This window comes from Sphingobium quisquiliarum P25 (assembly GCF_000445065.1).
In the GTDB taxonomy this organism is placed as follows: Bacteria; Pseudomonadota; Alphaproteobacteria; order Sphingomonadales; family Sphingomonadaceae; genus Sphingobium; species Sphingobium quisquiliarum.
In genome coordinates, this window is sequence record NZ_ATHO01000023.1 from 43,161 (window position 1) to 68,480 (window position 25,320).

The window sequence follows — 25,320 nt, forward strand, 5'->3', positions numbered from 1 at the left end:
GGTCATCGTCACCACCACCCCATGCGCCGGCTCAACTGGTTGAACGCGTTCAAGCATCCGGCCCAGTGCTCGGTCGATCCGCGGCAGAAGCCGGCACTGAGGATCAGCGGCTGGATGTCCGGTGCTTGGAGCCTCTCCACGATGGCGGCGCGGGCGTCGACGTTCCAACCTGTCTGGCCACACGGCATCCAGATGGGGCCGTCCAAATTGGAGAGATAGTCTGCTTCAGATCCGGTCAGATTGGCGAAGCCGCCGAGAACCTCAAGCGTATGGAAGTTGTCGACTGCCTCGCCGCCGATCAGCCCGAAGTCGCGCGACCAGGGAACAATCGCATCGATCATGTGGTCCGCCCACGCCGTCTTGCGCCGGTCCAGACCAGGCCATCGCTTCCACCAGTCCGTCTCGACCCCATCCCAGAAGGAAAGGAAGATCGAACTCACGGCCTGCGAAGTCTGTCGGTGTCGACGGGTCAATGGCATCGTGAACCACCGGAACAGGTCCTTCCAGCGCTCAGCCCTGGTCATGCCGAGGGCATAGGTGTGATAGAGCAGATAGGCTGGATAGTTCGCAATGCCGATGAGACCCTGATTGCCGTTGTCGGGCTGGCTCCCGACGATCGCCTTCAACGCGCTGCGCACGTGCTCGAACTCGCTCCCATCACCCCATCGCCCCGCAATGCCGCCCATCCGGGCAAGGGGTTCGCTAACGCCCTCAAGCGCCTGCCATCTTTCGATGAGCACCTCGTTCGTGACGCTGGAGTGCTGGACGGGAAACTCCTCGCCCCCGATCCGCCTGATCACCCGCTCCGCCTCGTTCGCGAACGCATCGGCGAGTTCGATCCTCCGCTCGGGGGAGGCGAGGTTCCGCTTCGTGGCGGCGATCAGCATCTCGATTGTCTCGGGCGCTGGCCGCCGGGCCTTCTCCAGAACCTCCACCCCATCGGCCAACTGGACGAAGAAGCTGTCGGCGTCGGAGATCGGAATGACCGTCGCGGCGCGGGCGGATATCAGATCACCGGCGGCGGCGGACGGTCCGCCCCGTGATGCCCACCATGTCGGATAGCGTCGGTTCGGCGCACGCGTCAGCGCTGACCGCAGCGCCGGATCCCAATCACCGGACCACCCCGATACGATCAATCCATATTCGTCGAGGATGCGATCTAGCAGAGCGTCGTACTCACTGGGGTAGGTGGCCAGTTCGTCCTCGGTATTGAGGATGCGGTTGTCCAGATAGTCGCCGTGGATCTTGAGCAGATAGCAGCGGCTGTGGGGAAGCGGGCTTGCGCCAGCGAGATCGTCCACCGACTTGATGACACTCGGCTCGACGCCCACCATGCTCAGCGCTGTCTCCAGCAATCTGTCGAAATTTGTCGTGATCACGACCTTGATGAAACCCGCCTGCACCATGCGGGCAATCGCATGGTGCGCCGGCGTCGGGATGCGTCGCCCGGCCTCCAGATCGTCGGGCGACGGCTCGATGTAATGGTGTAGGATCGACCGGCGCTCCGTCGGCGTGGCCGACAGCGCGTCGAGCAGCGAAGAATAGCCGGGCTCGCCGCCGAACCTCGCCACGTGCCATGCTGCCCAGTCGGACTCATCCGTCACACCCTCTGCGGCTGCAACCCGCCGGACGAGATCGAGGGTGATGTCCCACCCCGTCGGTATCTCTGCCGCGCGGGATATGCCTGATCCGAGGAGGAGCGCGTAGACGCCAGGATTTTCGACGACGGAAAATGCGAGGCGGGTATTCGGGTCGATCAACGGCTGTCTCCAGGGCGGGCGACGTCGTTGTAGCGGGCGCAGTCGGCTAGGCAATATGGGCGGGGCAGGACCCCAATATTGCTTTTTCAATGCACCAGCGTTAAGTAGCGGATCGCTGAGTTGTTATGGCGCATTAAGTAGCACAATTGCCGATCGGACCAGGATTTCCGGGGTGCTACATAAACCGGCGCTAAGTAGCCTTGGCATGCCACTCGGCTCGTTTCGAGCCTGGGAGCATTCGGCAGGCGGCGCGAGGCCGCCTTTTTCATGTTCACCCCAGGCGCATCGTCAGTTCGACGTCATCGCCATAGGGCACGGACATATAGCCGCTTCCCGCCGCGCGCACGCGTTGCAGATAGTCCGGGCAGTGATCGGCATTGTCGGCGATGATGAGCGCGCCCGGCCGCAGCCGCGGTTCAACTCGGTCGAGGACGTCGGGATAGAGCGCCTTGGCGCCGTCGAGCAGAAGCATGTCCACTGTGTCCGGCAGGTTGGCGCCTAGCGTCTCCAGCGCGTCGCCCGCGCGAAACTCGACCAGATCGGCCAGACCGGCGGCTTCCAGATTGTCTCGCGCCCGCGCCAGTTTGGATGGCTCGAACTCGGTGGTGATCAGGCGGCCGCCGCCATTCTCACGAAGCGCCGCCGCCAGATGGATGGTCGATATGCCGAAGGATGTTCCGAACTCCACAATCTCGCGCGCGCCCATGCTGCGGGCGAGCATGTAGAGGAGCTTGCCCGTGTCCCGCGACACGGGAAGGGCATAGTCGCGCATTTCCCCGTAGAAATGGAGATATTCGGTGCGGCTCTGCATCAGGCGCATGATCTCTTCCTGCGGGATGCCGGTGAACGCCGGGTTCGCCCATGGAGCGTTAGCCTCCGCCTCGTCGAACAGACGGTCGAGCAGCGGCGCGATCGGGGATGTGGTGAGAATGGACATGAGCAACTCCGGTGGAACATGAGCTTTTCTTGTGCGGCCCGCAAAATACGACTAATTCGTCGCATTCGCTAATCGCATTATGGAGGCGATGCTTGGCCGGTCCCCGGAACGTTCAGCTTTCCTTGCGGAAACAGCCCCGGCAGGCCCGCTCGGCCGGACTGGTCGAAGCGGTTCTGGAGGCCGCTGTTCAGGTTCTGGTGACGGAGGGCGCGGCGCGTTTCACCATGGCGCGAGTCGCAAAGCGGGCCGGGGTGAGCGTGGGATCGCTCTACCAATATTTCCCGAACAAGGCCGCGATCCTCTTTCGCCTTCAGAGCGACGAGTGGCGTGAAACCAGCCAGCTGCTCCAGGCGATCCTGGAGGACCGCGAAAAGCCGCCCATGGAACGGGTGCGCATCCTCACGCGCGCCTTCGTCCGGTCGGAATGCGAGGAAGCGGCGGTGCGCAGTGCCTTGAACGATGCCGCGCCGCTCTATCGGGATGCGCCGGAAGCGAAGGAGAAGAAGGGCGGCGTGGATGCCGCCTTGCAGCATTTCATGGCGGAAGCCCTGCCCGGCCTTCCGGCGAGCGGCCGGGATGTGGCCGCGAACCTCTTGAAGATGACCTTGGGCGAGGTGGGCAAGCATTTCTCCGAAACGCCGCGCACCGCTTCGGAGATCGAGGTGTTTGTCGATGCGCTGGCCGACATGCTCTGCGCCTATCTTCTTGCGCTTGGGAAGCGGGGCAATGGGGCGGCCAGCGCCGCTGCTGCGGCGGCGCTGCCGCGACAGGGGGCGTAGGAGCCGGGCAATTGAAGACCGGCATCATATCCGTGCCGGACCCTTTTGGCCGTTATAGGCCTCAGACCGGAAGGATGAACTCGATCGGGACGGTGAATTCGATGCGTTCGCCCGGCAGTTCGTTCGGCGCGCGGGGATAGGGGGAGGCGCGCCGCATCATCGCTTCGGCTTCTTCATCCAGCGCGGCGACGCCCGATCCCCGGATCACCGCGCCTTCCAGGAGCATGCCCGCGCGGTCGATCACGAAGCGGACCTGAACCCGTCCTTCTTCCCGCCGCATCCGGGCGCGGCGGGGATAGATTTTATGGGCGTAGAGCCAGGAGCGGACCTTGGCGGCATAGCTGCGGCTCGTGCCGGAGGGCGCCTTGGCGTCCAGCCCGTCAGCCGCGCCCCGCCGCGCCGCCGGGGTAGCGGGAGGAGAGGGGGAAGCCGCCGCCGCTGATACTGGCTGCGCTGGCGCGGTCGCTGCGCTGACGGCCGCTCCGGCGAGGGCAGCGGGCATGGGCAGGGCCAGTCTGGACGGGATCATCACGGCCGCTGGGGCGATGGCGGCAGCGGCAGGGGGCTGCGCGGGCAGCGGCTCGGCAGGAGGGACAGGCGGAGTTGCCGCAACGCTGGGCGCGTCCGCTTTCGCCTCTTCCTTCCCCTGCTCCGCGCCCTTGGGCAGGGCGAGGGACAGGACCGTCAGCGCCGGAGACTCCGCGCGCCGGCCGGCATGCCCGATCCCCAGGTTGAGCAGGGCCGCGACCAGCAGTCCGTTGACCAGCAGCGATGCCGCCGCTGGCCCGCTCACCCGGAAAGGATGCCCCGCACCCGCCATGGCGTCAGAAGGTGCTGGCCACGGTGAATTTGAAGCTCTGCCCCTCCGCCGCCAGGGAGGAAAGGTGGCGGCGATATTGTTTGTCGAAGATATTGTCCGCCGCGATGCGGAATTCAAATCCCCTGGCCGGGCCGCTTTGCGGCTTGAAGGCGAAGAAGAGATTATGGACGCTGTATCCCGGCGTCGGCAGTCCCGATCCGGCGGAGGAGAAAGGCCCGGTGGCGACCTTGTCCTGCCGTTCCGCGAACTCGCCGGTCCATCCGCCTGACAGGCCGCTCGCCGCGTCGGCATAGCCCAGCGTCAGCCGGTAATCATTGGCGGGAATGGTGTTGAGATAAGCTCCGGTCCGCCGGTCCTTGCCGTCGATGAAGGACGCATTGCCGCGCGCGAAGAAGCCGCCAATGCCATATTCGGCCTCGATCTCCAGCCCCTTGAAGCGGGAACGGTTGATGTTCTGGAAATAGGGCGTGCCAGCGGGCGCCGAAACATTGACGATCAGGTCCTTGACGTCATTCTGGAACAGCGTCGTCTTGGCGCGGAACCTGTCGCCCTTGCCCAGCGCATCATCGAACGACAGGGTGAAACCGGCTTCGATATTGTCCGACTTCTCCGGGCGCAGATCGGGATTGTTGGGCCGGGTCGCGGAGCGGGTGAAGATTTCGTCGATATTGGGCATGCGCACGGTGCGCGCGACCGATCCGAACAGGCCGAACCATGGAGTGATGTTATAAAGCGCGGCCAGCTTGGGCGACACGCCGCTGCCCCGCGCTTTTTTGGTCAGGACGGTGCCGCCGACCACCGTGTCGCCGGGCTTCAGGTCGTTCCAGTCGACCCGCACGCCCGGCATGATGGTCAGCTTGTCGGACCAGATGATCTCCAACTGGCCGAACAGGCCATAGCGGGTCATGTCGCCTTCGGGATGAGTGCCCGCGCCCGGCGTCACCGTGCCGCTGGTGGAAACGCGCGGATTGCGCCGCTTCTGCTCGCTCCACTGGCCGCCGACAATCAGGAACGTCGTCCAGTCGCCGCCCAGGTCGAACTCGCTGGTGTTCTGGACCTTCGCCTGCCAGCTTTCATAGGAGAAATCCGAATAGGCGAGCGGGCCGAGGAAGCTGGTTTCGGTCTGGTGCACCTTCGACAGCGAATAGGCGATCTGCGCGTCGATGTTCAGCAGCTTGCTGCCGTTGAAGTCGTTCACATAGCCCAGCACGGCGGTCTTGTCGTGAACGCGGCGGCGCATCAGGCTGTTGCCGGTGGCGGCGGAAACCTGATCATAGACCTGCGGTGCGTCGCTGATCCAATCCTGATAGCTGGCCCAGATGGCATGCTTCCTGTTGCCGCCGATCGATACGCGGCCCTTGACCAGCCAGCTATCGGATTCCGTGGCGGATGCCGCGACGGTCTGCCCATTGCCACTCTTGTAATCGTCGCTGCGGCGGTAATTATAGCTGCCCAGAAGTTCGACGCCCTCGACCGGCTGCGCCGCGACTATGCCCGACAATGTATGGGCGGCGGCATTGGTTTCCGTCGCCGCCTTCACCCTCACCGCCAGCGGATCGCCGCCGCTCAGGAAGTCCGACGCATCCTTGGTCGTGAAATTGATGACGCCCGCCAGCGCCCCCGCGCCATAGAGGGTCGATGAGGCGGGGCCGCGCAGCACCTCCACCCGCTTGTACAGTTCCGGCTCGCTGAAAAAGGCGCCCATGCGATATTGTTCGTAGAATTTGGTGACGCCATCGACGGTCATCAGGATGCGATTGTCCGAATCGCCGATCGCCGTGCCCATGCCGCGAATGTTGAAGCCCTGGCCAAGCTGGCCGACGCCGCCCTGCACATTGACCCCCGGCATGCCTTCCAGCAGATCGCCGATGGTGGTCGCCTGCACCTGGTCGATATCGTCCTGATCCAGCGTGCTGACCGCTTGCGGCGTGTCGATCGCGACCTTCTCCGTGCCAGCGGAAATGACCATGCGGTCCAGCGTCATGCGCGTCGTTTCCGGCGCATCCTCCTCCTGCGCCCAGGCGGTTACCGGCGCGGCGATCAGCGCGCTTCCCAACAGCAGCATCGATTTCATCTTCATCATATTTGCGGCCCCCTTTGCAGCAATGGACAGGACATGAATGCGCCCGAGGCCAGCCACCTAGCAGATAGAATTGATATTGCAAGTGAGTCGCATTAGAGTTAGCAGCGCCGCAGAAAGGGGGTACTCATGCCATCATTATCACTTCGTTCCGCCGGGCTTCTGCTCGTCCTGACCGGCGCTTCCGCCGCGCAGGCGCACATGCCCTATGTGCTGCCCACCCAGTTCGATCTGGGGAAAGGCGATCATGTCACCGTCCAGTCCGCCTTCGCGGAGGACGCCTTCCTGCCCGAAGTCGCGATGCGCGGCGCGCCCTTCCATCTGGTGGGGCCGGATGGAAAGGATCTGCCCGCCGGGCCGGTCACGCATCTGCGCGACCTGTCCGTCTTCGAAGCGGCGATCCCGGCCGATGGCACCTATCGCGTGACCAGCGGCCAGCGCGCCGGGCGCAAGGGCAAGATGTTCAGGCTGGACGGCAAATGGCAGATGCGCGGGGAGGGCGGCGAACCGCCCGCCAATGCCGAACAGGTCGATGTGCAGAGCATGACGCTGGCCGAAGCCTATGTGACGCGCGGCCAGCCCAGCGCCGCCGCACTGAAACCCACCGGACGGGGCCTGGAAATACAGCCGGTCACGCATCCCAACGGCATCACGGCGGGATCGGACGCGGCTTTCCTGCTGCTGTTCGACGGCAAGCCGCTGGCGCAGGCCGGCATCACCCTGTTCCGCAGCGCTGGCCTGTATGACGGCCGCAAGGTGGCGGCGCAGGTCAGGAGCGGCGCGGACGGCCGGTTCAGCCTGAAGCCGGAGGACGCCGGGACCTACCTCATCCTCGTCCGCCATCGCGCCGCCGCGCCCGCCGGGGCGGAAACGCCCTATCGCAGCTACACCTACACCCTTGCCTTCGATGCGGCCTGAGCGCTGCGCCTTTTCCATCTGACGGAGACCTTATGAAAATCCTGCTTCCCTTGACCGCCGCCCTGCTGGCCCTTCCCGCATCGGCGATCGCCGCGCCGCATGAAGGGTCCGCCTTCATCCATGACTATGACGCCGACCATGACGGACAAGTCACCCGCGCCGAATTCGACGCCGCCCGCGCCGCCCGTTTCCAGGCGACGGACGTCAACAAGGATGGCTGGGTTTCCGAAGAGGAATATGTCGGCGAATATCGTGCCCGCCTCGAACAGCAACTCGCCGCCTCCGGCCAAAGCGAAGAGAAGAAGGAAGAGGAGCGGCAGCGCCAGATCCGCCAGGCCCATGTCCGCTTCGGCGTTCTCGACAAGGACAAGGACAGCAAGATGACAGAAGCGGAATATGACGCGTCGGGCGCCCGCGCCTTTGCCGAGCAGGATGACGACAGGAACGGCATCGTCACCGCCACGGATGCCGCCGCCACGGCCGCCCGTCAACTCGCCGCGCGGCAGGCGAAGGACAAGGCCGGCCGTTGACCGCAGGGGAAGAGGGCGGGGCCGCTGAACGGCCTCCGCCCCTCGACCAAAGCCGCCGCCAAAAAGTGAGCTATCGCCTTTCCAGAACAGCCGGTCGAACGGTGCCGGTTCGCTCGATGTCAGGCGCTCAACCATGCTGTTCACGTAAAGCAGGGCAGCGGCGCGCATTAACCCTCTTTCCGTTGAACTTATCGGCGCCTCACGACTTTCCTGCGCTTCAAAGCAGACGGGAAGTTTCTGTAAACCATGAACATAAATGAGCAGGCGCGCTTCGAGCAACTGGCCAAACATAATCAGGACCTGGCATCAAATGCGGGCAGTCCGAATATCCGCGCGGTGCATGAGGCCTGGGCAAGCTTCTACAAGCGGCTGATCGCAATATCGCCGTTCGACACTCCGAAATGCGCCTGCTGCGAGCCGCGGCCATGACATTCATCGCAGTTCACCTTTCACTGGAATAGCGCGCGTCATCCAGACCGGCACGGAGCGAGCCTGCAAGGCGGCGGCTTCGATCTGGGAGCTTTCGCACATCGGATCGGCGCGGGCGCGCAGGGCAAAATCCTGCTCCGGCGAACGATTTGGAATAGATAGCCGCTCCATCTCCCAGGCTGACATCCGTCGGGCCCTGACAGGGATGAAGGCAGCAGGCGTTTCACGGGCCACATTTCTGCCGGACCTCAACGCGCACAATCCAGATTGCTATGGGTTAAGGGCGGCCGAGGGAATGGAGTAGATGCGGCTGTTGCGGAACATTGGAGGCGAAATTTGAGCGCGCCGAAGCCCGCGCCATCGCCCTTCTGACGCCTGTTCCATGTGTTTCCCTGTCGCATCGGGCCAATGGAAAGGCGGGGGAGCCAGGAAAGCCGCCGGGGTGCTGCGCAACTGGAAGCGACGCGAAAACAGCGCCGCTCCGGCAGGGACTGACCCGCATAAGCGATTAATAACGCGATGGAAGTTCTGGATGCCCGACGAGGATTCGAACCTCGATTGACGGAGTCAGAGTCCGTAGTCTTACCTTTAGACGATCGGGCACCGGGCGAGGGTCGCTCGCACGGGAAGCGCGCAAATAGGCCTGCTCGGCAGATAGGTCAAGGGGCTTGGGTACAGCTTTTCAGGAAAATCACGACGAGCCAGCTACCGAAAAGCCCGCCGGACGACCAGCGTCCGGCGGGCTCTTTCATCTTCCTTTGCAGGATCGATGGGCTTGGGAGCCGCTATCCAAGATAGGAAGCGGCTCCGCTATTTCAAAGCGGCTTAGTCTTCATCGCTCTTGAGCAGGTAATCGCCGGCATCCGCATCGGTGCCATGCGCTTCCCCGCTGACCATGCCCAGCGGATCGTCGCCGATCGCGGCTTCCGGGCCCTGCGCCAGTTCGGCGGCATGCTCCTCAGCGGCCGTCTTGGGCGCGATCAGGTCGACCTGGCTCGACGCCCGCAGAGCGGCCCGCATCGCTGCGTCACGCGACGAGGCGGCAACGCGCATGCGGTTCATGCCAGCGCCCGTGCCCGCCGGGATGAGGCGGCCGACGATGACGTTTTCCTTCAGGCCAACCAGCGTGTCCTTCTTGCCCTGAACCGCCGCTTCCGTGAGGACGCGGGTGGTTTCCTGGAAGGACGCCGCCGAGATGAAGCTGCGCGTCTGGAGCGAGGCCTTGGTGATGCCGAGCAGCACCGGCTTGCCTTCGGCGGGCTGGTATCCGGCCGGAAGCTTGGCGTTGATCTCGTCCATCTCCTCGCGATCGACCTGCTCGCCCACCAGCAAGGTGGTGTCGCCTGACACGGTGATCTCGACCTTTTGCAGCATCTGACGAACGATCGTTTCGATGTGCTTGTCGTTGATCTTCACGCCCTGCAAGCGATAGACTTCCTGGATTTCCGCGACCAGATATTCGGCCAGCGGCTCGATGCCGAGCACTTCCAGAATGTCATGCGGGTCGGGCGAACCACCGATCAGGTTGTCGCCGCGCTTCACATAGTCGCCTTCCTGAACGTCGATCACCTTGCTCTTGGGGATCAGATATTCGACCGGCTCGCCGCCATCCTCAGGGACGATGGCGATCTTGCGCTTCGCCTTGTAATCCTTGAGGAACTGGACGCGGCCCGACACCTTGGCAATGATCGCATTGTCCTTGGGCTTGCGGGCTTCGAACAGTTCGGCGACGCGCGGCAGACCGCCGGTGATGTCGCGGGTCTTCGCGGCTTCGCGAGAGACACGCGCCAGCACGTCACCGGCCTGAACCGCCTGACCGTCCTCGACCGACAGCGTAGCCCCGACCGCCAGCATGTAGCGGGCAGCTTCGCCCGACTGGTCGTCCAGCAGGGTGAGGCGGGGACGCAGATCCTCCTTGGTGCGGGCGGAACCGCGATGCTCGGTGACGACGCGCTGGGCGATGCCGGTCGCTTCGTCGGTCTGTTCCGTCAGCGTCTTGCCGTCGATCAGGTCCTGATACTTCACGATACCCGGCTTTTCCGTGATCACCGGCATGGTGAACGGGTCCCACTCGGCGAAGCGATCGCCCTTCTTCACGGCATCGCCATCCGCGAACAGGATGGTGGCGCCGTAAGGCAGGCGGTGCGTTTCGCGCTCGCGGCCTTCGCTGTCGATGATCGCGATCTCGCCATTGCGGGCAAGGCTGAGGCGGCGGCCATTCTTGTCGGTGATGGTCGGCATGTCGCGCAGCTCGATCGTGCCGTCCGACATGGCTTCCAGGTTCGACGTTTCGTTGAAGTTCGCCGCGCCGCCGATGTGGAAGGTACGCATGGTAAGCTGCGTGCCCGGCTCACCGATGGACTGCGCCGCGATGACGCCGACCGCTTCACCGATATTGACCGGCGTACCACGGGCGAGGTCACGGCCGTAGCACTTGCCGCACACGCCCATCTTGCTTTCGCAGATGAGGGGCGAACGGATCTTCACGGCCTGCGTGCCGATCGCCTCGATCTGCGCCACCAGCGCTTCGTCCAGTAGCGTGCCGATCGGCACGATGACGCTGCCGTCCTTGCTGTCGACGATGTCCTGCGCCGTGGTGCGGCCCAGGATGCGCTCGCCCAGCGAGGCGATGACCGAACCACCCTGAACGATGGCCTTCATCTCCAGCGCCTTTTCGGTGCCGCAATCCTCCTCGACGACCGTGCAGTCCTGCGACACGTCGACCAGACGGCGGGTCAGGTAACCCGAGTTCGCCGTCTTGAGCGCGGTGTCGGCCAGACCCTTGCGGGCGCCGTGGGTGGAGTTGAAATATTCAAGGACGGTCAGGCCTTCCTTGAAGTTGGAGATGATCGGCGTTTCGATGATTTCGCCCGACGGCTTGGCCATCAGGCCGCGCATGCCGGCAAGCTGCTTCATCTGGGCCTGCGAACCACGAGCGCCCGAATGCGCCATCATGTAGATGGAGTTGATCGGGGCCATGCGGCCGGTGTTCGGGTCCTTGGGCTGGGCGCGGATTTCGTCCATCATGGCGTTCGCGACCTGGTCGCCGCAACGGCTCCAGGCGTCGATCACCTTGTTGTACTTTTCCTGCTGGGTGATCAGGCCGTCCTGATATTGCTGCTCATAATCGGCCACTAGCGCCTTGGTTTCATCGACCATCGCGGTCTTCGAATCCGGGATCACCATGTCGTCCTTGCCGAACGAGATGCCCGCCTGGAACGCGTGGCGGAAGCCCAGCGCCATGATGGCGTCGGCGAACAGCACCGTGTCCTTCTGGCCGGTGTGACGATAGACCTGATCGATGACGTCGCCGATTTCCTTCTTGGTCAGAAGGCGGTTGACGACGTCGAAGGGCACCTTGTGGCTCTTGGGCAGGCATTCGCCCAGCAGCATGCGGCCCGGCGTGGTTTCGAACCGCTTCATATACTGGTTGCCATTCTCGTCGGTCTGCGGGACGCGCGAGATGATCTTCGAATGCAGCGTCACGGCCTTGGCATAGAGGGCCTGATGGACCTCCTGCATGTCGGCCAGCAGCATGCCTTCGCCCGGCTCGCCTTCGCGCTCCATGGACAGGTAATAGATACCCAGGACCATGTCCTGCGACGGCACGATGATCGGCTTGCCGTTCGCGGGCGAGAGGATGTTGTTGGTCGACATCATCAGCACGCGCGCTTCGAGCTGCGCCTCAAGGCTCAGCGGAACGTGCACGGCCATCTGGTCACCGTCGAAGTCGGCGTTGAAGGCCGAGCAGACGAGCGGGTGAAGCTGGATCGCCTTGCCTTCGATCAGCACGGGTTCGAACGCCTGGATGCCGAGGCGGTGGAGCGTCGGCGCGCGGTTCAGCATCACCGGATGCTCGCGGATCACCTCGTCCAGAATGTCCCAGACTTCCTTGCGCTCCTTCTCGACCCACTTCTTCGCCTGCTTCAAGGTCATGGACAGACCCTTGGCGTCGAGGCGGGCGTAGATGAAGGGCTTGAACAGTTCGAGCGCCATCTTCTTGGGCAGGCCGCACTGGTGCAGCTTGAGTTCCGGGCCGGTCACGATGACCGAACGGCCCGAATAGTCGACGCGCTTGCCGAGCAGGTTCTGGCGGAAGCGGCCCTGCTTGCCCTTGAGCATGTCGGACAGCGACTTGAGCGGACGCTTGTTCGCGCCAGTGATCACGCGGCCGCGGCGGCCATTGTCGAACAGCGCGTCAACGGCTTCCTGCAACATGCGCTTTTCGTTGCGGACGATGATGTCCGGCGCGCGCAGTTCCATCAGCCGCTTCAAGCGGTTGTTACGGTTGATGACGCGGCGGTAGAGATCGTTCAGGTCCGACGTCGCGAAGCGGCCGCCGTCCAGCGGCACCAGCGGGCGCAGTTCGGGCGGGATGACCGGCACCACGTCCAGGATCATCCATTCGGGACGGTTGCCCGAATCCAGGAAGCTTTCCACGACCTTGAGCCGCTTGATGATCTTCTTGGGCTTGAGTTCCGACTTGGTGGTCGCCAGTTCTTCCAGCAGCGCCTGCTTTTCGCCCTCAAGGTCGAGGTCCATCAGCATCTGCTTGACCGCTTCCGCGCCGATGCCGGCGGAGAAGGCGTCCTCGCCATATTCGTCCTGCGCGTCGAGCAGTTCGTCTTCGGTCAGAAGCTGGAACTTCTCCAGCGGCGTCAGGCCCGGCTCGGTGACGATGTAGCTCTCGAAGTACAGGACGCGCTCAAGCTGCTTGAGCTGCATGTCGAGCAGCAGGCCGATGCGCGAAGGCAGCGATTTCAGGAACCAGATGTGCGCGACGGGGGCGGCCAGTTCGATATGGCCCATCCGCTCGCGGCGGACCTTCGACACCGTGACTTCGACACCGCATTTTTCGCAGACGATGCCCTTGTACTTCATGCGCTTATATTTGCCGCACAGGCACTCATAATCCTTGATCGGACCAAAGATGCGCGCGCAGAACAGGCCGTCACGTTCCGGCTTGAACGTGCGGTAGTTGATGGTTTCCGGCTTCTTGATCTCGCCGAAGGACCAGGACCGGATGCGCTCCGGGGAGGCAAGGCCGATCTGGATCTGGTCGAAGGTTTCCGGCTTCTGGATCGGATTGGCGAAGTTCGTCAGTTCGTTCATTTTTTAGCTCCTAAGCCAAAGGCTTCAGGTTCAAATTCCGTCCGTTCGCCCTGAGTAGGGGCTGAGCTTCTCGAAGTCCCGTATCGAAGGGGGCCTTCGATACGCCATTTCGACTTCGCTCAATGGCTACTCAGGACGAACGGTAATGGCACAGGCCGGTTTACTCAGCCGCCTGCGCGAAGCCGTCATCGTCCTCGATCTCGTCCATCGACGCGAGTTCGACGTTCAGGCCCAGCGAGCGCATTTCCTTGACCAGCACGTTGAAGCTTTCGGGAATCCCGGCCTCGAACGTGTCGTCGCCCTTGACGATCGCCTCGTAGACCTTGGTGCGGCCGACCACGTCGTCCGACTTCACCGTCAGCATTTCCTGCAAGGTGTAGGCGGCGCCATAGGCCTGGAGCGCCCACACCTCCATTTCACCGAAGCGCTGGCCGCCGAACTGCGCCTTACCGCCCAGCGGCTGCTGGGTAACAAGCGAGTAGGGGCCGATCGAGCGAGCGTGGATCTTGTCGTCGACCAGGTGGTGCAGCTTCAACATATAGATGATGCCGACAGTCACCTTGCGGTCGAACTTGTCGCCCGTGCGGCCGTCATACAGGTCCGACTGGCCCGACGAGTGCAGCCCCGCCAGTTCCAGCATCGCCGACACGTCGGCTTCGCGCGCGCCGTCGAACACCGGTGTCGCCATCGGCACGCCGCGCGCCAGATGCTCGGCCAGATCGACGATCTGCTCGGCCGTGCGCCCTTCGATCTGGTCGGCATATTGCGGGCCATAGGTTTCCAGCAGGCGGGTCTTCACCGCGTCCGGCATCTCGCCGCCCTGCGCGTTCGGATTGGCTTCACGCCATTCCTCCAGCGCATGCTTGAGCTGCTGGCCAAGGCCGCGCGCGGCCCAGCCCAGATGCGTTTCGAAGATCTGGCCGACATTCATGCGCGACGGCACGCCCAGCGGATTGAGCACGATATCGACATGGGTGCCGTCCTCCAGGAACGGCATGTCCTCGATCGGCAGGATGCGCGAGATGACGCCCTTGTTGCCGTGACGGCCAGCCATCTTGTCGCCCGGTTGCAGCTTGCGCTTCACCGCGACGAAGACCTTGACCATCTTGAGCACGCCCGGCGGCAGTTCGTCGCCACGCTGGAGCTTGTCGACGCGATCCTCGAACTTCTCGACGATCAGCTTGACCGCCTCGTCATACTGCGCCTTGACGGCTTCGATACCGGCCTGACGGGCGTCGTCCGCGACCGCGAACTTCCACCATTCATGACGCTCGACCTCGTTGAGCAGCGCCTCGTCAATCTCCACGCCCTTGCGCACGCCCTTGGGCGCGGCGGTTGCCACCTGACCGAGCAGCATTTCCTGCAAACGGTTGAACGTCGCGCGGTTGAGGATGGCGCGTTCGTCCTCGCGGTCCTTGGCGAGACGGTCGATTTCCTCCCGCTCGATCGCCATGGCGCGCTCGTCCTTGTCGATGCCGTGGCGGTTGAAGACGCGGACTTCCACGACCGTACCGGCGACGCCCGGCGGCAGGCGCAGCGACGTGTCGCGCACGTCGCTCGCCTTTTCGCCGAAGATCGCGCGGAGCAGCTTTTCTTCCGGGGTCATCGGCGATTCGCCCTTGGGCGTGATCTTGCCGACCAGAATGTCGCCCGGCTCCACTTCGGCGCCGATGTAAACAATGCCCGCCTCGTCGAGGTTGCGCAGCGCTTCCTCGCCTACATTAGGGATGTCGCGGGTGATGTCTTCCGGCCCCAGCTTGGTGTCGCGGGCCATGACCTCGAACTCCTCGATATGGATCGAGGTGAAGACGTCATCCTTCACGATCCGCTCGGAGATCAGGATGGAGTCTTCATAATTGTAGCCGTTCCAGGGCATGAACGCGACCAGCGTGTTCCGGCCCAGCGCCAGCTCGCCGAACTCGGTCGACGGGCCATCGGCGATCACGTCGCCCGCTTCGACCAGATCGCCCACCTTCACCAGCGGACGCTGGTTGATGCAGGTGTCCTGGTTCGAACGCTGGAACTTCTGGAGCGTGTAGATGTCGACGCCCGACTGGCCGGGCTCGATATCCCCGGTCGCGCGGATGACGATACGGGTCGCGTCGACCTGGTCGATGATGCCCGCGCGGCGCGCCGCGATGGCAGCGCCGGAGTCCCGCGCAACCGTGCCTTCCATGCCGGTGCCGACGAACGGCGCCTCGGCACGGACCAGCGGCACGGCCTGACGCTGCATGTTCGATCCCATGAGCGCGCGGTTGGCGTCGTCATTTTCCAGAAAGGGAATGAGCGAGGCCGCGACCGACACCAGCTGCTTGGGGCTGACGTCCATCAGGGTGATGTGGTCCTTGGGCGCCATCAGGAATTCGCCCGCCTCACGCGCGGAGATCAGGTCTTCGGCAAAGGTGCCGTCGCTGTTCAGTTCCGCGTTCGCCTGCGCGATCGTGTGCTTGGCTTCCTCCATCGCCGACAGATAGACGACCTCGTTGGTCACCTTGCCGTCGATCACCTTGCGGTAGGGCGTTTCGATGAAGCCATATTTGTTGACGCGGCTGAACGTCGCCAGGCTGTTGATCAGACCGATGTTCGGGCCTTCGGGCGTTTCGATCGGGCAGATACGGCCATAATGGGTCGGGTGAACGTCGCGGACTTCGAAGCCAGCGCGCTCGCGGGTAAGGCCGCCCGGCCCAAGCGCCGACACGCGGCGCTTGTGGGTGACTTCCGACAGCGGGTTGGTCTGGTCCATGAACTGCGACAGCTGCGAGGAACCGAAGAACTCACGCACCGCGGCCACGGCGGGCTTGGCGTTGATGAGGTCGTTCGGCATCACCGTCGACACGTCGACGCTCGACATGCGCTCCTTGACCGCACGCTCCATGCGCAGCAGGCCGACGCGATACTGGTTTTCCAGCAGTTCGCCCACGGAACGGACGCGGCGGTTGCCCAGATTGTCGATATCGTCAATCTCGCCCTTGCCGTCCTTCAGGTTCACCAGTTCCTTGACGACCGCGAGGATATCCTCGGTGCGCAGCGTCGTGACGGTGTCCTCGGCGTCGAGGTCGAGGCGCATGTTCATCTTCACGCGGCCGACCGCCGACAGGTCGTAGCGTTCGGGATCGAAGAAGAGGCCAGCGAACAGCGCTTCGGCGGTTTCCTTCGTCGGCGGTTCGCCAGGGCGCATCACGCGGTAGATGTCGGCCAGCGCCTGGTCGCGCTCCTCGGCCTTGTCGGCCTTGAGCGTATTGCGGATCCAGGGGCCGGTGGTGACATGGTCGATGTCCAGCAGCTCCAGACGGTCGATGCCCGCCTTGTCCAGCTTTTCGAGATTTTCAGGCGAAACCTCGTCGCCAGCCTCGATATAGATCTCGCCCGTCTTCTCGTTGATCAGGTCATAGGCGCTGTAGCGGCCATAGACTTCCTCGGTCGGGATCAGCAGGGTTTCGAGCCCGTCCTTCTCCGCCTTGTTCGCGGCGCGGGGGCTGATCTTGTGACCGGCGGCGAAAACGACTTCGCCCGACTTGGCGTCGACGATGTCGAAGGCGGGCTTCTGGCCGCGCCATGCTTCGGCGGTGTAGGGGATCTGCCAGCCGCCTTCGCCGCGCAGGAAGGTCACCTTGTTGTAGAAGTGGCCCAGAATGTCTTCGGCATTGAGGCCCAGCGCATAGAGCAGCGCCGTCACCGGCAGCTTGCGCTTGCGGTCGATGCGGACGTTGACGATGTCCTTCGCGTCGAATTCGAAGTCCAGCCACGAACCGCGATAGGGGATGACGCGCGCGGCGAAGAGATATTTGCCCGACGAGTGGGTCTTGCCCCGGTCATGATCGAACAGAACGCCCGGCGAGCGGTGCATCTGCGACACGATCACGCGCTCGGTGCCGTTGACGATGAAGGTGCCGTTCTGCGTCATGAGCGGCATGTCGCCCATGTAGACGTCCTGCTCCTTGATATCGAGCACGGAGCGGGTTTCGGTGTCCTGGTCCACCTCGAACACGATCAGGCGCAGCGTGACGCGCATCGGCGCCGCATAGGTGATGCCGCGCTGACGGCATTCCTCGACGTCGTACTTCGGCTCCTCCAGCTCATAATGGACGAAGTCCATCTCGGCGGTGCCTGCGAAGTCGCGGATCGGAAAGACCGAGCGCAGGGTCTTTTCCAGGCCCGACACATAACCGGTCTTCGGGTCTGACCGCAGGAACTGTTCATAGCTCTCCCGCTGGACCTCGATCAGGTTCGGCATCTGCACCACTTCGTGGATGTCGCCGAATACCTTTCTGATGCGCTTCTTCGCGCCGGTATTGCTGATCGGGGGGAGAGCTCTGGTCGCCATTGCGTATCCTGCCTGTTGCCTAAGCGTGTAATTCGTCGCATTTTTTCGCATCGCAACGAAAATTCAGCCGGAGCGTTGGCGGCTAAAGGGTGATTCGCCCCTCTGCCGCCACGCAAAAAAGTGCGGGCCGGGGCTGTCCGATCCGCACTGTCAGCGTCTTGTGACCCGCCGCTTTCGCCCAATCCCGCCGGTTTCGCGCGCTAATCGAAGCCGGTCCCCGGGCGATCCGGGGGACGGCCGCCGCACCGCCCAAGGGCGGCATGACAGCCGGATTTCGAAACTGCATATAGAATGCCGTTCGCCCTTTGTGAAGGGGGGTGGGCTGCCTTCTGTTCAGAACAATCGCGTAAGTTCGTAGAAGCCAGCGCCGATCAGCCCGGCGGCGGGCAGGGTGACGACCCAGGCGACGACGATGCTGGACGCCACGTTCCAGCGCACGGCCGACAGGCGGCGGGATGCGCCCACGCCCACGATCGCGCCGGTGATCGTGTGGGTGGTGGACACCGGCACGCCCAGATGCGTCGCCATGAACAGGGTGATGGCGCCGCCCGTTTCCGCGCAGAAGCCCTGCGCCGGGCTCAGCCGGGTGATCTTCGACCCCATCGTATGGACGATCTTCCATCCGCCCAGCAGCGTGCCGATGCCCATCGCCGCCTGGCAGGAGATCACCACCCAGAAGGGAACGTGGAAGCCGCCCTCCAGCATGCCCTGCGAATACAGCAGGACGGCGATGATCCCCATCGTCTTCTGCGCGTCGTTGCCGCCATGGCCCAGCGAGTAGAGCGAGGCCGACACGAGCTGGAGCTTGCGGAACACCCGGTCCGCCCCCTGCGGCGTGAAGCGGCGGAATATCCAGCTGATGATCAGCACCAGGAACAGCGCCAGTATCAGGCCGATCGCGGGCGACATCACGATCGCGGCGCTGGTCTTGAACACGCCGCTCCACACCACCGCGCCAAGGCCCGCCTTCGCCGTGCCCGCGCCCAGCAGGCCGCCGATCAGCGCATGGCTGCTGGAGGAGGGTATGCCCAGCGCCCAGGTGATCAGGTTCCACGCGATCGCGCCCATCAGCGCGCCGAAGATCACCTGCGGATCGATGATGCTCGCCTCGACAATGCCCTTGCCCACCGTCTCCGCCACATGAAGGCCGAAGAAGAGGAAGGCGATGAAGTTGAAGAAGGCCGCCCACGCGACCGCATATTGCGGCTTCAACACGCGCGTCGACACGATCGTCGCGATGGAATTGGCCGCATCGTGCAGCCCGTTCAGAAAGTCGAAGGCAAGGGCGATGCCGATCAGCGCGATCAGCAGCGGGAAGGCGAGTTGGGCTTCCATGAAACGAACGTCTACCCTTCAGATCCCGTTCGCACTGAGTAGCCGCTGAGCTTGCCGAAGCGGCGTATCGAAGCGCCGGGCCTGCGCGGCCCTTCGATACGGGCCTTCGACAGGCTCAGGCCCCACTCAGGACGAACGGTGGTGGAGGCTTGTCATCAAGCGTGGTCTATGACCAGACCGGAAATCTCGTTGGCGACGTCCTCGAACCTGTCGGTCACCTTTTCCAGATGGGCGTAGATTTCGTTGCCGACGACGAAGTCCATCGGATTGCCCTGCCGCGCTTGGTTGTAGAGCGCTTTCAGGCCCGCCTCGTGCAATATGTCGGCATGGCCTTCCAGCTTCACGAGCCGTTCGGTGAGGTCGTGCAGCCGGACAGAGTTGAGGTTGAGCGACCGCAGCAGCGGCATCGCTTCCGCCGTGATGCGCGCGCATTCCACGATCAGCGCGCTCATATCCTGCATCTGCGGCGCGAAATCCTTGACCTCGAACAGGGCGATGGCCTTCGCGGTCTGGTTCATCTGGTCGATGGCATCGTCCATCACGCCGATCAGGCCCGTGATCGCGCTGCGGTCGAACGGCGTCACGAAGATGCGGCGCACATCCTGCAACACTTCGCGGATGATATCGTCCGCCTCATGCTCGCGCGCGGAGATTTCCGCGATGTGCGCATCCATGTCCGGCCCGCCTTTCAGCAGCCGGGCGAGCGCGTCCGCCCCCGCGACCAGCATCGCGGCATGATCCTCAAACTGTTCGAAAAAGCGGCCCTGCTTGGGCATCAGCGCGTGAAACCAGCGCAGCATTCCAGTCCTTTCGCCTTGCCATTCCCTGATCCGCAGCAAAATCCGAAAGAACCAGCCGGGATTACGCGGCGGCTCGCGAAAGGCCGCGATGATGGATTGGAGATCGGGTTCGTCTACCGCCTTCGCGGCCTCGGCGACCGGAAACCAGCGCAGTTCCCTCTGCCCCTGTTCGGGCCATTGCGGCAACTGGCCCGTCACCGCAAGGGGGAAAACGTCGACCGTCGCCTCGCGCGTGCCGCCCTTGCGCCGCCGCTTGTCATAGCGGTAGCGGCCCAGCGGCGCGGGGCAGGCGATGCCGTGAATGCCCGCTTCCTCATAGGCTTCCAGCTCCGCGGCGCGGTGCCCGGCCATGCCCTTGATCCGGTTGCCCTTGGGAATGACCCATCGCCGCGTGTCGCGCGACGTGATCAGCAGGATTCGCATCGATCCCTGGGCGTCGGTGGCGTAGGGAAGGGCGGCGATCTGGCGCATCACCAGACCTCCGGCGCGGTCTGGCCCTTGCCGCCAATCGCTGATCGCCCCTCATCCATGATTGCGCTATGTAACGAAACCGTCACACAGCGCAATCAACTAGGTTTATCGATTCAGATGGACAGGCGCGCCGTGACGCGGATGTCACGCCCGGCCAGCGGGGCGAAATCCTTGAGCACGCTGGCATGGCGTCGCGCTTCCACGTCGAAGATATTGTTCGCCGACAGGCTGATGGCCGTGCGGCTATTGTCCTTGAACGGCTTGAACGACACCGAAGCGTTGACCAGTGTGAACCCGTCCGTGGGCGTTTCCGTTTCGGCGATCCGCCGCTGGGCAAAGCTATGTTCCACCTCCGCGCGCCAGCTTAGCCGGTCGTCCTGCAACTCGACGCCGCCCAGCAGCCGCAGCGGCGGGATCCTGACCGCAGGCCCGGAACCGGTGATGGTCGCCCGGACATAATCCGCCATGCCGTCCAGATTGACCGCATAGCCGCCGATCCGGCCCAGCTTCACCGACGCTTCGGCCTCGAACCCCAGATAGCGGGCGTCGGACTGCGCATATTGGTAGCAGGGGAATTCCAGCGGCTCGCCGCCATTCGCCGCCATGCAGGCGGAATCATCGGCCAGCGCGTCGTAGATGAAGCCCTTGAACCAGTTGTGATAGGCCGACAGCGACAGGGAATAGCCCGGCCCTTCGCCCCGCAAGCTTCCTTCGACGCCCCAGCTCTTTTCCAGGCCAAAGGACGGATTGCCCAGTTCGAATGCCTGTGTGCCCGCATGATTGCCGCGCGCGAACAATTCCTCGGCCGATGGCGCGCGTTCCGTGCGCGCGACGTTCAGCCCCAGCCGCCAGCCGGGCACGATCTGCTGGCTCGCACCGGCCGACGCGGAAAAGGCGTCGAAGCTGCGGCGCTGCCCGGTGATGAACAGGTCCGCGTCAGGGTCCGACCGCAGCCAGCTTTTTTCGAAACGGGCGCCCGCCTCCAGCCGCGTGTCGCCCAGATCGACCGATTGCAGGGTGAAGACGCCCAGTTGTTCCGTCTCGTTCTTCGGCAGGAACTTCTCTTCCCCGTCTGCGGAGAAGCGCCGGGTGAAATATTGCACGCCCGTTGCGCCGTCCCAGCCGCCCCGGCGCGACTGGACGAACTCCAGGCGGCTTTCCATCGACTGGTTGCGGAAGGTGGTGCCGACCTCGCCCGTGGGTTCGATCTCCTGATGCTGGTAGGTGGCCCAGCCAGCGCGCAGGCGGATGCTGTCCAGAAAGCCGCCATTGACCGCCACCTCGCCGCGCAGGTCGGCCCGCGTCTGGCGCATGTTCAGCGTCACATTCTCATGGCTGTGGCCTTCTTCATGATCATGATCGTGACCCTCTTCGTCATGGTCATGATCGTGATCATGCGAATCCGTCACGTCGAAGCGGGACGGCACGCCATAGCGGTTCTCGCTGTGCGACACGGAGATGCCCAGATTGCCGCGATCCCCGATATAGGCAAAGCCGCCCGCGACCTCCCATGTCTCTGCGGCCGTGTTGGGCAGCTTGCCCCGCAACCGCCCGTCCTGGCGGATCTCCTCATCGTCCGAAGCCGCCGCGATCCTGCGCAGCGGCGCGGCCAGAATATAGCCGCCGGTGCGCAGGTCGTCCGTCTTCGTATAGCTGCCGTCGAAATGCGCCACCAGGCCAGCGGCCACCGGCACCTCCAGCTCGCCCGCGACCGTGCGCTCGCCGGCCGCGCTGCCATAGGTGGCGATGCCGTCGATATGGACCGGCTCGTCCGGCACGCGGCGCGGGATGCGGCTGTCGATCACATTGACCACGCCGCCGATTGCCGACGATCCGTAGAGCAGCGCGGACGGCCCGCGCAGCACCTCGATCCGGTCGGCGGTCAGCGGGTTGATCGCGACCGCATGATCGACCGATGTGTTCGACACGTCGAAGCTGCCGATGCCGTCCGTCAGGATGCGCACGCGCTCGCCCTGGAAACCGCGCAACACCGGGCGGGAGGCGTTGGGGCCGAAGGACGTCGCCGAAACGCCCGGCTGGCGCGCCAGCGTCTCGCCGATGGTCGGCCGCAATTCGCGGGTGAGCTGCTCGCCGGAAATTACCGAGGTGCCCGACAATATGTCGCCCTGGCGGCGCGGGATGATCGCCGTGACGACGATGTCGGCGCGATCGTCATGATAGGCCTGCGGGCCGGAAGGAGTGCTGGTCTGTGCGAAGAGGGGGAGGGCAGGGGAAAGAGCCGCAATGGCGCAGCTCGCGCGCAACAGGGAAAGCCGGTGCATCAATCATTCGTCCTTCGATATGCCGGAAGCAGCGCTCTCCTATCCTCTATGTTATAACATATCAATAGTGATCTGGCCGAAATATGGCGCTTTTTACCCCACCCTGTCCGTTCAGCAGCGAACGGCGCCGGGCGGGACTCAGCCCCAATGACGATGTTTAAGCAGCATCCATGTGAACCGGGGATTTCTAGAGAAACAGAAATTCGGCCAGCGCGTCCACGGCCGAACCGCCCTGCCCATCGGCCCGCCTTGCCTGCCGCACCTCCACCGCGGGCAGCGGACGCTCCAGCGCGAGGCGGCCTATCCCGCCCAGCCGCCCCAGGTCGCGCGCCAGCGGCCCAAAGGCGGCAAAGCAGCCCGCGCCTTCCCGCAATATGGTCATGATGTCGAACATATTGTCCGTCTCCAGCACCGGATCGCCGGTGCGGATGCCTTCGCGGGCCAGCGCCGTGTCGATGATCCGGCGCAGCGGATTGGGCGGCTCCATCATCAGCATCGGCGTGATCGCCAGATCGTCCGGGCTGACGCTGTCGCGCCGCGCCAGGGGATGATCCTTGCCCGCATAGAGGTTGATCTGCTCCGACCAGCCATAGCGCGACGGCAGGTGCGCGGCTTCCCCCAGCGCATAGAAATAGGCGATGTCGACGCGCCCCGCGTCCAGCGCCGCCGCCGCCTCGTCGGCAAGGTGGATGGTGAGGTCCAGCGTGATCGCCACATCCTCATTGGCGGCTTCGAACGCGGCGAGCGCTTCCTGAAAGCGGCCGAACACCGGGGCGGGCGCTGCCAGGACGATGGACTGCCGCTGCTCCTGCGCGTTTGGCCGGGGCGGCTGCTCCGCCGCTCCCCCGGCGTCCGTCTCCTGCGCCTTGCCCTGGCTCCAGCTTTCCGGGTCGTCCGCCGACAGCAGCGTCATCGCCTCCGCCGTCTTCCGTCCCGCCGGGGTCAGCCGGGCCTTGCCGGAAAGATCGTCGAACAGCCGGTAGCCCAGCCGCAGTTCCAGCGAAGCCAGGTCCCGCGCCACCTGATCGACCGAAACGCCAAGGTCGCGCGCGCACAGCGCAATGCTGCCCGACGCCACCATCTGCGCGAATATATCCAGTTGGCGCAGGGAGGGAGAGGCCATAAGCCCCGTGATAGGGGAAATTCCCCACCGGGTTAAGCGCGATATTCGCCTCCCAAACCGGCCCCGCTCCGGCGAAGGCCGCAGCCCGTCAGAAAACCGCCGCCACCATCTGCGCGAAGGCGTCTGCCCGGTGGCTCATCGCATGTTTCTTCTCCGGCTCCATTTCGCCGAAGCTGATCGCATGGCCGTGCGGCTGGAAGATGGGGTCATAGCCAAAGCCCTTGTCCCCGCGCGGGGGCCAGGTGATCGTGCCGTCGACCCGCCCTTCGAACACCTCGACATGGCCATCGGGCCAGGCCAGCGCGAGCGCGCAGACGAAATGCGCGTCATGGCCCGCATCCGGCCCCTTGGCCTGTATCGCGTCCCACACCAGCCGCATCGCCAGCCCGAAATCCTTCGCCTCACCGGCCCAGCGCGCCGAAAAAATGCCCGGATCGCCGTTCAGCGCCTCGACGCACAGGCCGCTGTCGTCCGCCAGCGCGGGCAGGCCGGACAGGTCGGCCGCCTGCATCGCCTTCAATTCCGCATTGGCGATGAAGGTGGTGCCGGTCTCCTCCGGTTCGGGCAGGTCCAGCGCCGCGGCCGATACGGTCTCGATGCCGAAGGGCGCCAGCAGATCGCCAATCTCCCGCACCTTGCCGGGATTGTGGCTCGCTATCACCAGCTTGCCCGGACCCAGCTTGCGGATCGCCTGTTCCTGTCCGAACTCGTCACTCATCTTCGTGCATACCTCGCTCCGTTCGTTTCGAGCTTAGTCGAGAAACGCGCGCATGCGCTATCGGCTTCTCGACAAGCCCGAAGCGAACGGATGGTGAGAGTCAGCGCCCGGTCGCCTTGTCCTGCGCGGCGAAGATCTGCGCGCAGCCGATCCGCGCCAGCCGCAGCAGCCGCAGCAGCTCCTCCTCGTCATAGGCCGCGCCTTCCGCCGTCGCCTGCACCTCGGCGAACTTGCCGTCGCCCGTCAGGATCAGGTTGGCGTCGGTTTCGGCATTGCTGTCCTCGGCATAGTCCAGGTCCAGCACCGGCGTGCCGTTATAGATGCCGCAGCTTATCGCCGCGACCTTCTGCACGATCGGGTCTTCCTTGAGCGCGCCCGATGCGATCAGCTTGTCGATCGCGATGCGCAGCGCCACCCAGCTCCCGGAAATCGCCGCGGTGCGGGTGCCGCCATCGGCCTGGATCACGTCGCAATCGACCACGATCTGCCGCTCGCCCAGCTTTTGCAGGTCGACCACCGCGCGCAGCGACCGGCCGATCAGGCGCTGGATTTCCTGCGTCCGGCCCGACTGCTTGCCCTTCGCCGCCTCGCGGCTGCCGCGCGTGTGGGTGGCGCGGGGCAGCATGCCATATTCGGCCGTGACCCATCCCGAACCCTTGCCGCGCAGGAAAGGCGGCACCTTTTCCTCGACCGATGCGGTGCACAGCACGCGCGTATCGCCGAAGCTGACGAGGCAGCTGCCCTCGGCATGGATGGTGAAGCCGGGCTCCATGGTGATGTCGCGCATCTGGTCGGGCGCGCGGCCGGAAGGACGCATAATTTCTTTCTCCGAAGCGTTCAGTCGCTGCGGCTTAGAGCATCGCGCGAAAAAGTGGGAACCGGTTTTTCGCAAAAAGCGATGC

At 64.3% G+C, this 25,320-nt stretch carries 15 protein-coding genes and 1 tRNA gene; 3 read left to right on the top strand and 13 right to left on the bottom strand.

Annotated elements, in window-relative coordinates; translation table 11 throughout:
* Window positions 1–8: 8 nt before the first annotated feature.
* Both L288_RS25505 and L288_RS25510 read right to left on the bottom strand, forming a co-directional pair.
* Window positions 9–1,760, bottom strand: a complete 1,752-nt coding sequence (locus L288_RS25505) for an SIR2 family protein (protein WP_021236971.1) — start codon at window positions 1,758–1,760, stop codon at window positions 9–11.
* A gap of 271 nt (window positions 1,761–2,031) precedes the next feature.
* Window positions 2,032–2,697, bottom strand: a complete 666-nt coding sequence (locus tag L288_RS25510) for an O-methyltransferase (protein ID WP_021236972.1) — start codon at window positions 2,695–2,697, stop codon at window positions 2,032–2,034.
* Between the two features lie 92 nt (window positions 2,698–2,789).
* Between L288_RS25510 and L288_RS25515 the strand changes: the two genes are divergently transcribed.
* On the top strand, window positions 2,790–3,476 hold the full coding sequence (locus tag L288_RS25515) for a TetR family transcriptional regulator (protein WP_021236973.1): 687 nt from the start codon (window positions 2,790–2,792) through the stop codon (window positions 3,474–3,476).
* A 61-nt stretch (window positions 3,477–3,537) separates the two neighbouring features.
* Here the strand turns inward: L288_RS25515 and L288_RS25520 are convergent, their stop codons facing one another.
* Window positions 3,538–4,296, bottom strand: a complete 759-nt coding sequence (locus L288_RS25520) for an energy transducer TonB (RefSeq protein WP_021236974.1) — start codon at window positions 4,294–4,296, stop codon at window positions 3,538–3,540.
* A gap of 4 nt (window positions 4,297–4,300) precedes the next feature.
* The gene (locus L288_RS25525) at window positions 4,301–6,379 is read right to left on the bottom strand and encodes a TonB-dependent receptor domain-containing protein (protein WP_021236975.1); all 2,079 of its coding nucleotides are present in this window, start codon (window positions 6,377–6,379) and stop codon (window positions 4,301–4,303) included.
* 126 nt (window positions 6,380–6,505) lie between these two features.
* On the opposite strand from L288_RS25525, the gene L288_RS25530 reads away from it, so the two are divergent.
* A complete protein-coding gene (locus L288_RS25530) occupies window positions 6,506–7,294 on the top strand; it encodes a DUF4198 domain-containing protein (RefSeq protein ID WP_021236976.1) in 789 nt (262 codons plus the stop codon).
* A 32-nt stretch (window positions 7,295–7,326) separates the two neighbouring features.
* Window positions 7,327–7,824 carry an EF-hand domain-containing protein gene (locus L288_RS25535; protein WP_021236977.1) on the top strand — a complete coding sequence of 166 codons (498 nt, stop codon included), beginning with the start codon at window positions 7,327–7,329 and terminating at the stop codon, window positions 7,822–7,824.
* Between the two features lie 958 nt (window positions 7,825–8,782).
* Here the strand turns inward: L288_RS25535 and L288_RS25545 are convergent.
* The 9 genes from L288_RS25545 to rph form a co-directional block, all read right to left on the bottom strand.
* Window positions 8,783–8,856, bottom strand: a tRNA-Gln gene (locus L288_RS25545).
* A 222-nt stretch (window positions 8,857–9,078) separates the two neighbouring features.
* The gene (gene rpoC, locus L288_RS25550) at window positions 9,079–13,365 is read right to left on the bottom strand and encodes a DNA-directed RNA polymerase subunit beta' (RefSeq protein ID WP_021236979.1); all 4,287 of its coding nucleotides are present in this window, start codon (window positions 13,363–13,365) and stop codon (window positions 9,079–9,081) included.
* Between the two features lie 160 nt (window positions 13,366–13,525).
* Window positions 13,526–17,689 carry a DNA-directed RNA polymerase subunit beta gene (gene rpoB, locus L288_RS25555; protein ID WP_021236980.1) on the bottom strand — a complete coding sequence of 1,388 codons (4,164 nt, stop codon included), beginning with the start codon at window positions 17,687–17,689 and terminating at the stop codon, window positions 13,526–13,528.
* 333 nt (window positions 17,690–18,022) lie between these two features.
* Window positions 18,023–19,024 (bottom strand): inorganic phosphate transporter, encoded by a 1,002-nt coding sequence (locus L288_RS25560; protein WP_021236981.1) that lies wholly within the window; start codon window positions 19,022–19,024, stop codon window positions 18,023–18,025.
* 155 nt (window positions 19,025–19,179) lie between these two features.
* On the bottom strand, window positions 19,180–20,295 hold the full coding sequence (locus tag L288_RS25565; protein ID WP_021236982.1) for a DUF47 family protein: 1,116 nt from the start codon (window positions 20,293–20,295) through the stop codon (window positions 19,180–19,182).
* Window positions 20,296–20,408: 113 nt separating this feature from the next.
* A complete protein-coding gene (locus L288_RS25570; protein WP_021236983.1) occupies window positions 20,409–22,577 on the bottom strand; it encodes a TonB-dependent receptor in 2,169 nt (722 codons plus the stop codon).
* A 187-nt stretch (window positions 22,578–22,764) separates the two neighbouring features.
* Window positions 22,765–23,700 (bottom strand): LysR family transcriptional regulator, encoded by a 936-nt coding sequence (locus L288_RS25575; protein ID WP_021236984.1) that lies wholly within the window; start codon window positions 23,698–23,700, stop codon window positions 22,765–22,767.
* An 88-nt stretch (window positions 23,701–23,788) separates the two neighbouring features.
* Entirely contained in the window at window positions 23,789–24,418 is a 630-nt protein-coding gene (gene rdgB / locus L288_RS25580) for an RdgB/HAM1 family non-canonical purine NTP pyrophosphatase (RefSeq protein ID WP_021236985.1), read from the bottom strand.
* 100 nt (window positions 24,419–24,518) lie between these two features.
* Window positions 24,519–25,235: a ribonuclease PH gene (gene rph, locus L288_RS25585; protein ID WP_021236986.1), complete on the bottom strand. Its 717-nt coding sequence runs from the start codon at window positions 25,233–25,235 to the stop codon at window positions 24,519–24,521.
* Window positions 25,236–25,320 lie beyond the last annotated feature (85 nt).